Here is a 14,661-nt window from a genome sequence, read left to right on the forward strand (position 1 = left end):
AATGAAAAAATAGAGATCATCTAATTATGCGTCTTCATCGATTATGTTTGCTGACCCTTATAGGTATTTTGACTCTTTTCTGCACTGGCTGTGGAAAAAAGTCAGTTATTGCCAGCGGTATACCCGCAAGAGAAGCTAATGAAATTGTTGTTCTTCTTATCAGTAAAGGTATTGCAGCTGAAAAAACGCCTGCTATTACCTCTTCTGTTGGTGGTGGTGGTGGTGAACAATTATGGAATATTATTGTTGATTCCCCTCAAATCACGAAAGCCCTCGGGATTCTTAATCAATGTGGGCTTCCCCGTATTAAGGGAACTAGCCTTTTAGACTTATTTGCAAAACAAGGGTTAGTACCTTCTGAATTACAAGAAAAAGTCCGTTATCAAGAAGGTCTTGCTGAACAATTAGCTACTACTATCCGTAAAATGCATGGGATTGTGGATTCTACTGTTCAAGTATCATTTCCTCAATCTGAAGACTCTACAGCCACATTGACTGCTTCTGTGTATATAAAACACCGTGGTTCTTTGGATAATCCTCAAGGTCTTATTAGCTCTAAAGTACGCCGACTTGTAGCAAATGCTATTCCTGGCTTAGCTATAGAAAATGTTTCTATCATCACTGATAAAGAAGCCTCCACAGAAATGTCTTTACTTTCTGGTCCTGCTAGTCAAAAAGAACTTACTTGCATTTGGGGACTAATGCTAGCTAAAGGCTCTTTAGTTCGTTTTAGGTTAATTTTTTATTTTTTCAGCACTTCATTATTTTTAATAGCTGCTGGATTAATCTGGGTTTCTTGGAAAATTTTACCCTTGGTAAAAGAATTTGGTGGGCTAAAAACACTATTAAATCCTGTCCCATATGGAAAGCCTCCAACAGAAAAGAAACCTGAAACTCCAGAGGCAGTTGTAGTGGAAGCTACGGTTGAGCCTGTTGTTGACCCTAATACATCTTCTCAAGAAGAGGGTGAGTAACTGTGCTGGAGCAACAATTAGGCATTCTTCAAAGTTTGATAAATTGCGATGAACATCCTTCATCGCTATGGAAACACCTGCCTTCTTTTTTTACAGTAAATGCATCAATGCGTTATCCACCTTTCAATAGAAAGATTTTGCTATATAATATCCGATGGTTAACTCATATCCATTATTCATGGCTACTACCAATTTTTCAAAAAATTCCAGCAAATGTAAAAGGTCTTTTCTTTTCTCTTTTACCCAATAAACTCCGAGAAGCTTTACAAAATCATTTTGATCTTCATGGCCCAATTCCTCATCCTTGTTCAGAATTTGCAGCCTTTTTTTTGCTTGATTTTCTAAAAAAACAAATTGTACCTGAACATGTTATAGATACTTCTTTACTTCCTTCTTCGGATTTTAAAAATCTCTTGCGATTGAATTCAGGAGAACGTAATTCTCTTGCAGATCTTCTTGGAATGTATGATGTAGCTATTGAATTACAACAAGTAGTAGATTGCCGATTAATTGCTAAGCTTGATGCAATACTTTCACAAAAACAAAAACAATTCTTAGAATATTGCAAAAGACAACCTGTAAAATGGATGCCTCCTCCCTTACATGTTATTGATACTACTTGCCCAGAACCCATTCTTTTAAAAAAAATTCATAGAAGAGGGCTTCTTCGCTTGGCTTGTGCTATAAAAAAGGAAAATACTAGCTTTATTTGGCATTTATTGCGTCGTTTTGATTATGGTCGCGCTCAAATTATTGAAGAATGTTTACATGAAACACCTTCTGATGATTTATTAACTTATTTTAAAAGTCAGGTTTTATACTGTACTAAGGTCTTACTAAAATGAAATGTTTTTCACTGATTGCAGAACCAAAACAAATATCATTAAATAAAAAAGTTATTCCTGAAGAGGAATATGCTCTCTTACTAACAGCTCAAGAAGTCGTTGATACAGCAGAACAAGATGCTGTAAGATTGAAAGAACTTCTAATGGCTCAAGGAAAAAAATTAAAAGCTACTGCCACTAAAAATGGATTTCAGGAAGGTCTTAATCAATGGACTAAACAGCTTGCTTTTCTTCAGGAAGAAACAATGAGCATGCGTGATCGCATGAAAAATGCTGTCGTTCCTTTAGTTGTAATGAGTGTTAGAAAAATCGTTGGAAAAGAACTTGAAGTCCGTCCTGAAACAATTGTTTCTATAATTGCTACCGCCTTACGAGCTGTCAGTCAAAATAAAAAAATTAGCATTTATGTAAACCCTGGCGATTTAGAAATAGTCTCTAACAGCAAACCTCATCTTAAATCTGTCTTCGAATATCTAGAATCACTCACTGTCGCTCCTAAAGAAGAAATCGTTAAAGGTAGCGCTATCATTGAAACTGAAACTGGTATTATAAATACAAGCTTAGATAGTCAGCTAAAAGCCCTAGAAGCGATATTAAAAGATTTAATAAAAGAGCCTGAACCAACCCCTCCTGCTAAAAAAACTCCTGCTACTAAAAAAACCGCAGGAGCTCAATAATGCGTCGCTTATTTTTACTTATTGCATTGTTAGGCTTACTAGGAACAGTCCCTGTTCATGCATCAGAAGGAAAACCTGCTACTCATAAATCATCATCTAATAATCTTTCTCCTATAGATCGGATGATGGAATCTTCTCCTTTAACAGGGGGCGCTTTTGAAGAAAAATATCCTGATATATCTGCACAAGCAATCGTCTTAGTTTTATTAGCATTGATGCCCTTCTTAATCATGCTTTTGACTTCTTATCTTAAAATAATTATTAGTCTTGTATTACTAAGAAACGCTCTTGGGGTACAACAAACCCCTCCGAGTCAAGTTCTTAATGGAATAGCATTAATTCTTTCTATTTATGTGATGTTTCCTACTGGTGTTGCCATGTACAATCAAGCAAAACCTACATTAAATAGTTCTCATTATTCATCACCTTTTATGAGTAAAGAATCAGCAATGACAACTTTAAAGGTCGTGAACCACGCTAAAGAACCACTTCGGGATTTTCTTTTGAGAAATACCCCTCCATCACAAATTAAAAGCTTTGTAAAAATAGCTCAAAAAAGCTTTCCAGCTGAGTTAGTACCTAACATTACTGATAAAGATTTTTTAATTGTGATTCCTTCATTTATTTTAGGGCAGATTAAATCAGCATTTGAAATTGGGGTTCTTATTTACCTTCCTTTTTTAGTCATTGATTTAGTAACTGCTAATATTCTAGTTGCTATGCAGATGATGATGCTTTCACCCCTCTCTATTTCTCTGCCTTTAAAACTTTTACTAATTGTAATGATTGATGGGTGGACTCTTCTCTTACAAGGACTCATGATAAGCTTTAGGTAACCTATGAATTCTTCATTTCACGCCATGCTCTTTGAGTATTCCTACCAGGCCTTACTCCTTATTTTAATGGTATCAGCCCCCCCTATTATTTTAGCTTCTGTAATTGGGATTTTGGTAGCAATCTTTCAAGCAGCAACACAAATACAAGAACAGACTTTTGCTTTTGCCATTAAACTGGTTGTTATCTTTGGAACTATCATGATTACTGGAGGCTGGCTGAGTTCTTTAATTTATCAATTTGCCTTGCAAATCTTTAAAAATTTCTCAAAATGGAAATAAGGCTTCTCTCCTATGACGAATCATTATATCGATTTCTTATTTCGTCATCCTCCTGCTATCTTATGGCAAATTTTTTTACTTACTTTAGCTCGCATAATCCCTGTCTTTGCTCTTATCCCATTCTTAGGTAGTAAATTACTTGCAGCTCCCATCAAAATAGGGTTAAGTATTGCTCTTTTACTACTCTGTTTACCTCAAATATTGAATGAAATTACACACTTGCCAATTAATGATTGGCATTTTTATTTATTATTAGTTAAAGAAGTTTTTATTGGGTTTTTTATTGGTTTTATTGGAGCATTTCCTTTTTATGCTATACAATCTGCTGGAGCATTTGTATCTAACCAAAAAGGTATCCAAGGGATGGAAGGCTCTACGTCACCTTTGTCCTTAGAACAAACTTCACCTACAGGTGTTTTATATCACAACGTAGCTACTATTGCTTTTTGGTTTTTTGGCGGACCTGCCATTCTTTTAAGGACCTTATTAATTTCTTTCCATACATGGCCTCTTCAGCAATTCTTACCTGCTGGATTTATTCTATCTGAAGCTCCTTTATGGAAGATTATCATCAAGCTAGCTCAACTATGCCTTGTCTTAATGATACAATTAGGCGCACCTTCCACTATTGCTATGCTGCTTTCAGATATGTTTTTAGGAATCATCAATCGGATGGCTCCACAAGTGCAAGTTATCTATCTACTTTCAGCGTTAAAAGCTTTTATGGGAACTCTCTTTCTTTGCCTAGCTTGGTGGCTTATTGTCAAACATATAGACAGCACTATGCTTTCTTGGATGCATCAACTAGAGATATTAGTGAAGAAATGGTAAATAACTAATAATTATTTTTGTCTTGCTGTCATTGCTGCTGCCACAAACATAATCAGTAAACTAATTGATAACATAGGCATTCTTGCAAATGTTAAAAAAAGTAGACCACTCCACATTAATGTTTTAAAAAGTCCTTTTTGGGGATAATAATTTTTAGCTATTTCTGTAACTATAAGAATATCTTCAGCAAAATACCATCCAAAACCACATCCAACCATTAGACTTCCAAAACCATGGAAAAAAGAAACTACTAATCCAAAAAACATAAGGCTACCACAAATTGTTTCTTTCGCATGTGCTACTAAAAACGCTAACTTTGTACGCAACATCTCTTGAACAGCCGATTTTCCTGCTCCATGATTTTCATTTTGTTGAGGTTGAGCTTGATCTTCTTGTTGATCTTTTTCTGCCATTTTCTCCCTCCCTTTGTATTTAACAGTGAAAACATCCAACTGCTTGGGGTTTGACTTTTTTTGATTATTTTAACAGTAACAAATTGTAATAAAAAAATAAATTAACAAAAATTAATAATTCAGAACTAACCAAGCTAAAACTCTTTTGTCACAACAAAATAACAATGCTATTTTCTAAAAAAAAATTATTTATTTATCTTTAATTATTACTATTTTTTTTTATTTACAACGCTTTCTTTCAATGGTACCTGTTAAAGGGTCTTTCAGGATGATATAACTGCCTGGACTTCCCAGAGTGAAATTAAAATAATGTTGTAATGTGTTCATTGTCATATCTGTACAATGAGAAAAAATAGCGGTGGTTAATTCTTGACGCCATACAGTTCTATTTTTAAAGTCACTTAAAGAAAGTTCTTTTTTATATAATTGTTCTTCTTGAAAACACATTCTAGAAAAAAAATCATCTCTTAAAGCAATCAATTCCTTCGCAATAAGATCATGTCCTAAAATTGCTTCAATTAAAAGAGGTTCTGCAAATAATAAATTTATCTTATATGAAGCCTTTCCATTAATGGTTAATCGAATAAAATTAAGTAATGAAGGAATACCTTCTCGCCCTTTTAACAATAAGAGCCATGCACAATTTACCTGTGGGTTATCTAAAATTATAGAACTTAATTCTTCTTCTGAAGAAAGGGACAACAACTCATCTCTTTTACTAACTAATGCTAAGGCTATAGATTCTTCAATACCTGAAACAAATATAGTTGGCTCAGACTGCTGCCAACCTACAGCGATGATTCTTTTTAACAAAGAAACAAAAATATCATAAAAAGCTTTAACATCTTTATCAGTACTATCTCTTACTAATGCGATATTAAAACGAGCTTCATCAGGAGGACGATATGTTTGTAAACGCAATGCATAAGGCTTTTTAACTGGGGTATTTATAACAGAAGAAGATGGATTTTTTGGTAAATGTTTACCATATTGTTTTTTTAATCGATCAAACTTAGCTTCTTCTAATAATTGATTAAATTCATTCCTAAAATCTTCTCTTTGTTTAAAAAGAGATAAGCGCATCTGATTATTGATTGCCTGAAATGACTCTCCTGTAGAAACAAGCATCATTATCGTTAACCAAAATAATGTCATGACATAAGGGGACATGCATTTATCTCAAACATATAGCGAAGAACACGTTCTGGCAACCCATGTGCTGCTTTTCTTGTGATCAAAAGTTCTAAGGCAACTGGTGGTTCTCCAATAGTATCACCACCTTCATCTTCTATAGATGATTTTATCATAATAGGTTTCCATTCGCATCTTACCACATCATCTAGAAAGGGAAACACTTTTTCTTCCTGAGGAGTTAAGGACTCAGATCCTTTTATACCTAGCATAAATCGTCCTTTTGCTTCCTCAAGAAAAAAACGTGCAGATACAATCCCTTGGGGCAAAGATAATAAGGAAGCCCCTCTATTAAAGATAAAATACAATTCTGTAGCTTGCACTGAAATCATTTCTGGGACAGTAATTTTATCAAAAATATTTCTTAATCTAAGAAAAGCACTATGCTCTTCTGCAATAGTACGATAGCTAGCTTCTAGTCCTTTTTGAGATCGCTGATGCCTATGAAACCAAAATGTAAGAGAAGAAAACAAGAGAGAAAATAAAAAAAATGTAACCAACATTTCACTTAACAAAACACTTTGTTTTTTTAATTTTTTCTTCATGGCAATACTACACATAAAGCTTTACTTAATATGAAACTTTTTCCTTGCCTAGGAGATAGTTCCACCTTAATATTTACAAGAGACATCTCCCCTGAACCATTCATAAAAAATATTTTCTCTTTTTCCACAATTTGATAATGAACTTTATATTGTCTTTTACATCCTGTGACAAATACTTCTATAGGATTAAGCTCTCCATCTGAAATTCCTTTGGCTGCTCCTTTCCTTAACAATAATCCTGTATCTATTAAACAATTGGAAGCGGCTACTTGTAGCTGCATATTAACTGCCTGTTTTTGAGAAAAACGATAAAGGCGAGAATGGAAATGTAATAAAGGAATTCCTGCTAAACTAACAAGCAATAAAGATAGAAGCACTTCTGGAAGTAAAAAACTTCCTTTTTTCTTCGTTTTTTTGAATAAAGAATAATTCATGGCTGCCTTTTATAAATAGTGGAAGGAAAACCTTTCAATGTAAAATCAAAGGTATATTTTCCTATAACCACTCTTAACTCTCCTATTGGGCCTGCTCCACCTAACGAACCATCAAATGAAATACACTTTACAGATCTATTATTAAATAACACCTGGTCAAAATACATTTTTGGAAGATCTTTACTAATCAATTTATTGATAAAAATTGGGAGCGGCCGTGGACAGATTATTTGGCATGTATAACCTGCATCTTTTTTATTAAACACTAACTGTGTATCAGCATCATAAATCAAGGATAATTGTTGCGTTAGGGTAATCCATGCAGCCATTCTATCAGCAAAACCTTCTAGTTGCTTAGTTTTAAGTCGTTCAGCATTTCCATAAAATATCCCTGCTGTACAAACCACGCCTAATAACCCTAACACTACCATAATTTCAATTAAGGAAAAGGAACACCTACAAGTGCTTCTTTTTAAAGGCACTAACCTTTTCTGAATAAATTTTAATATCTTCGCCATCTTTTGATAATTCAACTATAAATTCTTTGCCCCAAGCATCCTTGAAAATTTTATCTCCCTTATCTGACAATGGAGATTTTTTTGCTATAATCTGATAATCTTTTATAATTTCTTCTAATGTCCTATTACCTTTTGCATATTCCATCATAAGAATATCGTATAATTTCATCGCATTTTGTTCTGAATGAAATACTTTTCCCTGATCTAAACTGCCCCTCATACTGAAGGCTAAAGCTCCTCCTATTAATCCTATCAAAAAGATCACTACCATAACTTCTATCAAAGTAACAGCTCTTCTAACTTTCTTCATAAACAACTCCTTTCTTTACATAAAGAACTTTCCATTCGTTAATGGTATCAATACTGACAACATAATCAATCCAATAAATCCACCAAGAATTATTAGAATAATAGGTTGTAACCATGTAACGAATGTGTGTATCGTTTTATTATTATCTTCATCATAAATGTCAGCGATATGTTCCAAAACAGTAACTAATGTTCCTGTTTCTTCTCCTAAAGCTATCATGCCTTTGACAAGAATAGGTACCAATGGTGCCAAAGAAATTTCTTTTCCCAAAGAACTTCCTTCCATAATTTTCTTGCCTGCTTGCTGAAAAATATTTTTTAATGACGACAGAATAAGAACTGGAGTTGCTATATCCATGGCTTCCAGCAGTGGAACACCTTCTGCCAATAAAGAACCAAAAATTCTACTAAAACGAGCAAAAGCAAATTTAATTAAAAAATTTTTAAGAAAAGGAATCTTTAAGGACCATTTTTCTCGTTGCTGCTTCCCTTTATCAGATCTCCAAAAAAGAAAGATCGATCCTATAATCAAGAAAAAACTACCTAACCAAAAAATACCATTTTTGCGCAAAGATGTGCTTATCCCAAAAACAATGCCTGAAATTCCTCCTGGAGGATTATCTTCAAATAAAATTTGTAGCCCCGGAACAACACCTAGTAAGAAAAATAAAATAACAAAACAAGAAAAAAAGAATAAAAGTATTGGATACGATAGTGCTGATACCAACTGTTTCTGAAGTCTTTCTTTTTTCATTCCTAAAGCAGCAATAGAAAAAAGCGCTGTTTCTAAATTTCCAATAGCTTCTCCAGCAAAGATCATAGCTAAATAAGATGGCTCAAAAATTCGAGGAAAAGCTTGTATTGCTTCCGAAAAACTTTCTCCATTACGAATCTTACTTGCAATCCCAATGGGAAGATAATGAAGTGGTCGCCCTCTGTACTGCTCTTCTAACATACCTAAACTTTGATATAGAGGAATACCCGCCTTTAATAGTAACGCTAGCTCTTTAATTAATCCTGGCAACCCAGAGGTTGTTTGTCTTACCTTAAAGCAAAAAATTCTTTTTCTTTCTGATACTTTTTCTGTTAACTCCAAAAGAAAAATACCTCTCTGCAAAAGTTCTTCCTGAGCTCTTGCTAGAGAATCAGCTTCTGTTAGTCCTTTTTGTTTTTTTTGATTAGGATCTAAATATGTATATTCAAAAAATGGCATAATATTTATTTAATCATCATAGCTACGGGTAACTCTTAAAATCTCATCAGTTGTTGTGATTCCTTTCATAATCAACTCCATTCCATGAAACATAAGCGGTTTAAAACTTTTCTTTTTAGCTAACTCTCGGACCCTTAAGGCGGTTCGATCTGTTGCCATCATAGATCTTAATTCTGTATCAATGACGAGTAATTCATAAATCCCTTGTCTATATTTATATCCTGAACCAAAGCACTCTGAACAACCTTTTCCCCGAAATAACATTTTACCTTCTGGATCTACATGATGTTTAATTAAAAAGATTTTTTCTGCATCAGAAGGAGTATAAGACTCTTTACATTGAGGACAGATCTTCCTCACCAAACGTTGAGCAACAACACCTATAACAGTTGAAGAAAGCAAATAAGGCTCTATTCCCATATCTGCTAACCGAGGTAATGCCGAAAGCGCATCATTAGTGTGTAGAGTACTTAATACTAAATGCCCAGTAAGCGAAGCTCTAATAGCAATATCAGCTGTTTCTGAATCTCGAATCTCCCCAATCATAATGACATCTGGATCTTGTCTAAGAATATGTCGTAAGCCTTTAGAAAAGGTCATTCCTATCTTTGAATGCACAGTAATTTGAGAAATTCCTTGGAATTTATACTCTACTGGATCTTCTATTGTCATGATATTTGTAGTTTCTTTATACAAATCTGAAATTGCACCATAAAGAGTGGTAGTTTTCCCACTTCCTGTTGGTCCTGTGACTAAAATGATTCCTTCAGGAGATGTAATAAGTTTACGAAAATCTTCAAAAATAGCTGTTGGCATGCCTAATTGATCTATCCCAGGAACCACATTTTCTCTATCTAAAATACGCAAGACAATGCGCTCTCCATTCATGATAGGAACAGAACTCACTCTTAAATCAACAGTACGGCCACCTATTTTTAATTTGATCCTTCCATCTTGGGGCAATCGATGTTCCGCTATATCCATAGATGCCATCACTTTAATTCGTGTGATTAATGCATTGCGATAGGCTTTGGGAGGAGAATGTCTTCCTTGCAATACTCCATCTATTCGATAGCGAATCTTTAAATCATTCTCAAATGGCTCAAAATGAATATCTGACGCTCTTTCTTTGATAGCTTCTTTTAAAATCAGATTTAATAAACGAATAATAGGCGCTTCATCACCCCCTCCTAATAAATCTTCAGAATCTTCTATTGCTTCTCGAGATTTATCATATTTATTTTCTTCCCCTTCTGAAAGATGCGCTAAAAAATCAGATGCTGCTCCTTCTTTTCCAGCATAACTACTTCTAAGCACCCGAACAATTTCTTCTTCAGGAACTAAGACCATTTCAATAGGCTTATCCAATAATAAGCTAAGCTCATCTATAGGACTATTATTCAATGCCTCTGAAACAGCAACCAAGATTTTATCCTGCATTTCTATAATAGGAATTATCTTGTGATGATCTAAAAAAGAATATGGAATTTTTTGTAATAACCCATGTGGAACTTTACTATCATCTATGACTTGTATTAACAAAAGTCCTGTTTTTGAGTCATATATTGGATTATTTTCATATTTTTTAGGACTGTCCATCATACTCATTATTAGTCCTTGCATTCGTTTTCAACAAAAGTTTATCTGCTTCTGCCTGTATAAATTTTTCATGTAACAGCTGTTGATATCTTTCTTTAGCAGATACTAATGCTTGTGCTAACTCTTCACCATCACCATGTCTTAACTCATAGCGTTCCATTTTTTCTTCATACTCTACAGTAGCCGCATCAGGAATAATCTTAGGGGTAATAAACACGAACATCTCAGTACTAGACATATCAGAACCACTCATTCCAAATAATTTACCCAATCCTGGAATATCACCTAAAAAAGGAATCCCATTTTTACTAGATCCATTACTTTTACGGCGTAATCCACCTAAAATTACTGTTTCTCCATTAGCAATGCGTACCTGATTAGTAATGTGTCTCCGGGTTACATCAGGACGATCAGTAATAACACCTTGAGTAGTATCAAATGTAATATCTGTATCTAATAAGACATATTCCCTATCTCCATCACTTTCTTTTTCACCACTATTGATAGTAGGAAGTATACGAATAGTAATTCCATATTGAGCTCTCTTAAACTGTGTAACATGATCAGAATCTTTTTCTGACCCTGAAATGTCTGCAATAGCTATTGAAATTTCTTCTACGATAGCAATCGTTGCCGGAGTGCGATTCAATGTCATAATAGAAGGACTTGCATTGATTTGAATATCTTCCTGGGACATTAAAAACTGATATGCAAGATCATAAGCAGGCATTTTTTGATCTGCTGCTTTAGAAAATACAAAATCTAAAATTCCTGTTTTTCCATTAAGTTGGGCACCTGAATTAGAAACACCTTTTGCAAATGCATCTCCCAAACGTAATAAATTCATCCCACTATGCCTACTGGACGATACTTTTCTTTCAAATAGTAAGACCTCAATATTAATCATTCGCTTAGGAATATCTAACTTTTTCAGCAATGATCGTATTTGAGAAACTTTATCTTTTTCTGTGACCATGACAAGCGTTCCTGTTTTTGTATCTACAACAAAATCTGAAGCACTTGTTTTAAAATTCACTAACGTATTATTAGAATGACTATTAGCACCTTCTCCACCTGGATTTACAGAAAATCCTTCAGAAGAAAAGGATGATTTATCATGTTTAATATTTTTAATGTTTTCATCTACGCCACGAAGTTGAATAGTTGGACGAGAAACATAAGTAGGCTTTTCAGTCATCTTTGTCTCTTCATGATTCCATAATGAATGTACCTTACTCAATAATGTAGCCAACTCTTCTGGATCTGAGTGTTTAACTTTGTACCAAAAAATTGTTTTTTCAGTTGGGCTATTCATTCCCTCTTCAATACTTTTAATAAGTTTAGCTGCCTTATCAACATATTCTTGTGGGCCACTCAAAAACAAAACATTACCTTGCTTATCTAAAGAAAGGACTATTAACTTTTCATCTGCTCCACTTTCTTGTGCAAACTCTGTAAACTGTTGCTTAAAAGTTGCTTGTAAAACCGCTTTTATTTCATGTACATCTGTTTTACATAGATTAATTAATCGAAAATCTTGCTTTAAACGTCCATTAGCAGAAGCAAAATCATAAAATTTTAATAATTCAAGAATTTCATGAACAGGACCACAAATAAATACTTTCCCTGCAATATGTTCAATATCTACAGAAGTAGCTCTAGCAAATTTTCTTAAAATACGCACATTCAAAGAAAGATCTGTTTCTAATCCAGACAAAACAAAGCAAGCGCGTGAATGTGGCGGGACAATAGATAAAGCTTCGCGCGAATTGCACATAACATTTATGCCAGAATTTTTTCCTGTCATAAAATATATCTCAGAAACAAAAGGATTTAATTCCTTTGCTCCTATACCAAACACATTTAAAACTAAAGAAAGACACTCTGACCATGCTTCACATGGCACTGGAAATTCTGATAATAACGATAACTTAATTTTGCCAACGTCATCAGGAATAAGATAAATTTTATCTCTTTTTCCATATTCCATTATTAGCTGAGAAACAGTGATTTCCGGGCTATGCCACAAAGCATCTGCCTCTAGTCCCTCTCCTTGAAAAGTTATAACTTTTTTCCAATCATCTCGGAGACGTGATAGTTCATCTTTTACTACAATAATTTTCTCAGCTAATTGAGAAAATGCTAAATCTTCTTTACCCTCTGCTAATAATCGCCCTCCTTCCTCATATAATGCCTCTAAGTGTTTTCTACTTTCCAGCATAGCTTTATTAAATTTTTGAGCGAGATTACCTTCTTCATGCAAAGCATTATTAAGTAAAAATTGTTCTTTTTTTTCTTGAATGGTTAAAGCTTGGGCTGTGCCAAAGAAAAACACTCCAGCTATAAATAACATACAATAAAAAAGTGAGCTTATGGATAGTCTTGTATTCATGATTTTTGTCTCTCTTTCTCTTGCTTAAGTAGCATGGATCCAGCTGAAGAAAGCTGTGTACCTTCTCCTGTTTTTTTTATTTTTAATAATATAGGCTCTGATTTACTTCTTAAGCTATTGAATAAAGATCCTTTTATTGTTAGGCATTTATTTTCTTTAATAATTTTTTCAAAAACAAATAATGGTCCTATAGAACGTCTTTCCACATAAGCATCTAAATCTTCTAGGGTAGAGATTTTTTTCCACTGTCCAGATTCTTTTAATAACCAATCTGAAGGATCTAAAATAATACGCTTACCATTAGAGAATTCTATAATAGGGCGATCTAATGACTGCATTCCTACAAAATGCACTTCTTTTCCAAAATCTAAAAGCTCTTTAGAAGGATCTTTAAACTGTATTAAAGAATAGACTACTTTAGTAAGACCCTCTGTATCCCATAATTCACAAATCATGATACTTTCAGTAACGCTGCGTATAAATAAAATAGGTTGATTCTCTGTTTCTATTACTTTTGGAGCTAACATCCATTGATTTGCTCTTCGGATTAAATAATCTCCAGCTTTGACAAAACAAGTATAAAGCTGGCCATTTTCTTCAAAATCAATCCGTTCTTTATCTTTGTAAGAAGAAAAGTGATCTCCACCATAGTGAAGCAATATGAGATCTTTTCCTACCCATCGAGCCTTCTGCTTTAGAAAGAGTGTATTATCAACTTTTTGTCCATTGATCATAAAATCAAAGGTAGTTATCCCTTTTTCTAGAATTGGAACACTAAATTCTTTTTTTACTTCCTGTGAAGAGACTTTCATTAAAGAAAATAGGGCCTCATTTTCTTTAAGATGCTCTAATCTAATTGTAATCTTACTTTCAGAATTCTTTATAAAATCATAAAAAAGAGTTCCTTCTCCATCTTTTTTCGCATAATAAAGCTTTAGCTCTTGTCCTACTCGAAACTCTTCCTTCTTAGAGGTCCCTTGCAATTGAAAATAAATACTTTGTTTATCTGAGTCTGGTCTTTCATTTATTCCACAAAAAACCAAGTCTCTTTGTATATCTTCTTTAACCCTTTCTAAAGAAGGTTCAAAGGGGTTAAAAAGATTTTCTAAAATCGAAAAAGTAGGTCCTTCCTTCTGAAAAATATTTAATAAAGCTGGCGGTAATTTTTGCGCTACAGAAGCTGTAAAATTACCACATAATGCTACTAATATCGCCCAAAAATAAAAGATACAGGCAGAGCCCCATGCAAAAAATCGTAACAAGAAAAAACGATGCATATAATAAAACTGGCCAGCTCCTGCTCAGAAATATAAATCCATTACTATATTAATAGGAAATTATAACAAAAAATTATAAAAATCAATTTATAACAGAATAATATAAAATTAAATCTAATTAATTTTAAAATTAATTAGATTTTCATATGATTTTCAATTTGATCATGCAAACCAAATCTTAAAAAGAATAGCCTTTAAAGACAATACGCTATCTTGATTCATAGAAGCACGCTCTTCTTATCTCTAAGAAACTCCTATAACTGCTTATGAATGATTTTTTTTGAGTCTTTCAAAGCTGCTAATTGTAAGAGATAAAATTTGTACTTCT

General features: G+C 33.7%; 15 protein-coding genes and 1 pseudogene. 6 read left to right on the plus strand and 10 right to left on the minus strand.

Going from position 1 to position 14,661, the window contains the following annotated elements; all coding sequences use genetic code 11:
- The first annotated feature begins 26 nt into the window (after positions 1 to 26).
- From CLAVI_RS00930 to CLAVI_RS00955, 6 genes and pseudogenes are all read left to right on the plus strand, one after another.
- Positions 27 to 974, plus strand: a complete 948-nt coding sequence (locus CLAVI_RS00930; RefSeq protein ID WP_194843706.1) for an EscJ/YscJ/HrcJ family type III secretion inner membrane ring protein — start codon at positions 27 to 29, stop codon at positions 972 to 974.
- 2 nt (positions 975 to 976) lie between these two features.
- A complete protein-coding gene (locus CLAVI_RS00935) occupies positions 977 to 1,819 on the plus strand; it encodes a hypothetical protein (RefSeq protein WP_194843707.1) in 843 nt (280 codons plus the stop codon).
- Complete coding sequence (locus tag CLAVI_RS00940; protein WP_194843708.1) at positions 1,816 to 2,496, plus strand: HrpE/YscL family type III secretion apparatus protein; 681 nt, start codon at positions 1,816 to 1,818, stop codon at positions 2,494 to 2,496. The genes CLAVI_RS00935 and CLAVI_RS00940 overlap by 4 nt, the downstream gene beginning before the upstream one ends.
- Before the next feature lie 140 nt (positions 2,497 to 2,636).
- A pseudogene (gene sctR / locus CLAVI_RS00945) lies at positions 2,637 to 3,332 on the plus strand (type III secretion system export apparatus subunit SctR); the annotation flags it as partial.
- Positions 3,333 to 3,335: 3 nt separating this feature from the next.
- A complete protein-coding gene (gene sctS, locus CLAVI_RS00950; RefSeq protein WP_194843710.1) occupies positions 3,336 to 3,611 on the plus strand; it encodes a type III secretion system export apparatus subunit SctS in 276 nt (91 codons plus the stop codon).
- 12 nt (positions 3,612 to 3,623) lie between these two features.
- Positions 3,624 to 4,442 (plus strand): EscT/YscT/HrcT family type III secretion system export apparatus protein, encoded by an 819-nt coding sequence (locus CLAVI_RS00955; protein WP_194843711.1) that lies wholly within the window; start codon positions 3,624 to 3,626, stop codon positions 4,440 to 4,442.
- 11 nt (positions 4,443 to 4,453) lie between these two features.
- On the opposite strand, the gene CLAVI_RS00960 is transcribed toward CLAVI_RS00955, so the two are convergent.
- From CLAVI_RS00960 to CLAVI_RS01005, 10 genes are all read right to left on the minus strand, one after another.
- Positions 4,454 to 4,855: a hypothetical protein gene (locus CLAVI_RS00960; RefSeq protein ID WP_194843712.1), complete on the minus strand. Its 402-nt coding sequence runs from the start codon at positions 4,853 to 4,855 to the stop codon at positions 4,454 to 4,456.
- A 219-nt stretch (positions 4,856 to 5,074) separates the two neighbouring features.
- Positions 5,075 to 6,025: a hypothetical protein gene (locus CLAVI_RS00965; protein WP_194843713.1), complete on the minus strand. Its 951-nt coding sequence runs from the start codon at positions 6,023 to 6,025 to the stop codon at positions 5,075 to 5,077.
- Positions 6,007 to 6,591 carry a DUF1494 domain-containing protein gene (locus CLAVI_RS00970; RefSeq protein ID WP_194843714.1) on the minus strand — a complete coding sequence of 195 codons (585 nt, stop codon included), beginning with the start codon at positions 6,589 to 6,591 and terminating at the stop codon, positions 6,007 to 6,009. The genes CLAVI_RS00965 and CLAVI_RS00970 overlap by 19 nt, the downstream gene beginning before the upstream one ends.
- Entirely contained in the window at positions 6,588 to 7,025 is a 438-nt protein-coding gene (locus CLAVI_RS00975) for a hypothetical protein (protein ID WP_194843715.1), read from the minus strand. The genes CLAVI_RS00970 and CLAVI_RS00975 overlap by 4 nt, the downstream gene beginning before the upstream one ends.
- On the minus strand, positions 7,022 to 7,456 hold the full coding sequence (locus CLAVI_RS00980) for a hypothetical protein (protein ID WP_194843716.1): 435 nt from the start codon (positions 7,454 to 7,456) through the stop codon (positions 7,022 to 7,024). Before CLAVI_RS00980 ends, CLAVI_RS00975 begins: the two co-directional genes overlap by 4 nt.
- A gap of 25 nt (positions 7,457 to 7,481) precedes the next feature.
- Positions 7,482 to 7,853: a type II secretion system protein gene (locus tag CLAVI_RS00985; RefSeq protein WP_194843717.1), complete on the minus strand. Its 372-nt coding sequence runs from the start codon at positions 7,851 to 7,853 to the stop codon at positions 7,482 to 7,484.
- A gap of 15 nt (positions 7,854 to 7,868) precedes the next feature.
- Complete coding sequence (locus CLAVI_RS00990) at positions 7,869 to 9,065, minus strand: type II secretion system F family protein (RefSeq protein ID WP_194843718.1); 1,197 nt, start codon at positions 9,063 to 9,065, stop codon at positions 7,869 to 7,871.
- 9 nt (positions 9,066 to 9,074) lie between these two features.
- Positions 9,075 to 10,667, minus strand: coding sequence for a type II secretion system ATPase GspE (gene gspE / locus CLAVI_RS00995; protein ID WP_228547627.1), 1,593 nt, complete (start codon positions 10,665 to 10,667; stop codon positions 9,075 to 9,077).
- The gene (locus CLAVI_RS01000) at positions 10,651 to 13,056 is read right to left on the minus strand and encodes a secretin GspD/PilQ domain-containing protein (RefSeq protein ID WP_194843719.1); all 2,406 of its coding nucleotides are present in this window, start codon (positions 13,054 to 13,056) and stop codon (positions 10,651 to 10,653) included. The genes gspE and CLAVI_RS01000 overlap by 17 nt, the downstream gene beginning before the upstream one ends.
- Positions 13,053 to 14,333 (minus strand): hypothetical protein, encoded by a 1,281-nt coding sequence (locus CLAVI_RS01005; RefSeq protein ID WP_194843720.1) that lies wholly within the window; start codon positions 14,331 to 14,333, stop codon positions 13,053 to 13,055. The genes CLAVI_RS01000 and CLAVI_RS01005 overlap by 4 nt, the downstream gene beginning before the upstream one ends.
- Between the last annotated feature and the right edge of the window lie 328 nt (positions 14,334 to 14,661).

Origin of the sequence: Candidatus Clavichlamydia salmonicola (assembly GCF_015356765.1) — a bacterium.
Taxonomy (GTDB): Bacteria; Chlamydiota; Chlamydiia; order Chlamydiales; family Chlamydiaceae; genus Clavichlamydia; species Clavichlamydia salmonicola.

Excerpts from the sequence above, each read along its gene's own strand:
- CLAVI_RS00930 (WP_194843706.1), top strand. The coding sequence starts at position 27 with ATGCGTCTTCATCGATTATGTTTGCTGACCCTTATAGGTATTTTGACT.
- CLAVI_RS00940 (WP_194843708.1), top strand. The coding sequence starts at position 1,816 with ATGAAATGTTTTTCACTGATTGCAGAACCAAAACAAATATCATTAAAT.
- sctS (WP_194843710.1), top strand. The coding sequence starts at position 3,336 with ATGAATTCTTCATTTCACGCCATGCTCTTTGAGTATTCCTACCAGGCC.
- CLAVI_RS00955 (WP_194843711.1), top strand. The coding sequence starts at position 3,624 with ATGACGAATCATTATATCGATTTCTTATTTCGTCATCCTCCTGCTATC.
- CLAVI_RS00960 (WP_194843712.1), bottom strand. The coding sequence starts at position 4,855 with ATGGCAGAAAAAGATCAACAAGAAGATCAAGCTCAACCTCAACAAAAT.
- CLAVI_RS00965 (WP_194843713.1), bottom strand. The coding sequence starts at position 6,025 with ATGTCCCCTTATGTCATGACATTATTTTGGTTAACGATAATGATGCTT.
- CLAVI_RS00970 (WP_194843714.1), bottom strand. The coding sequence starts at position 6,591 with ATGAAGAAAAAATTAAAAAAACAAAGTGTTTTGTTAAGTGAAATGTTG.
- CLAVI_RS00975 (WP_194843715.1), bottom strand. The coding sequence starts at position 7,025 with ATGAATTATTCTTTATTCAAAAAAACGAAGAAAAAAGGAAGTTTTTTA.
- CLAVI_RS00980 (WP_194843716.1), bottom strand. The coding sequence starts at position 7,456 with ATGGTAGTGTTAGGGTTATTAGGCGTGGTTTGTACAGCAGGGATATTT.
- CLAVI_RS00985 (WP_194843717.1), bottom strand. The coding sequence starts at position 7,853 with ATGAAGAAAGTTAGAAGAGCTGTTACTTTGATAGAAGTTATGGTAGTG.
- CLAVI_RS00990 (WP_194843718.1), bottom strand. The coding sequence starts at position 9,065 with ATGCCATTTTTTGAATATACATATTTAGATCCTAATCAAAAAAAACAA.
- gspE (WP_228547627.1), bottom strand. The coding sequence starts at position 10,667 with ATGATGGACAGTCCTAAAAAATATGAAAATAATCCAATATATGACTCA.
- CLAVI_RS01000 (WP_194843719.1), bottom strand. The coding sequence starts at position 13,056 with ATGAATACAAGACTATCCATAAGCTCACTTTTTTATTGTATGTTATTT.
- CLAVI_RS01005 (WP_194843720.1), bottom strand. The coding sequence starts at position 14,333 with ATGCATCGTTTTTTCTTGTTACGATTTTTTGCATGGGGCTCTGCCTGT.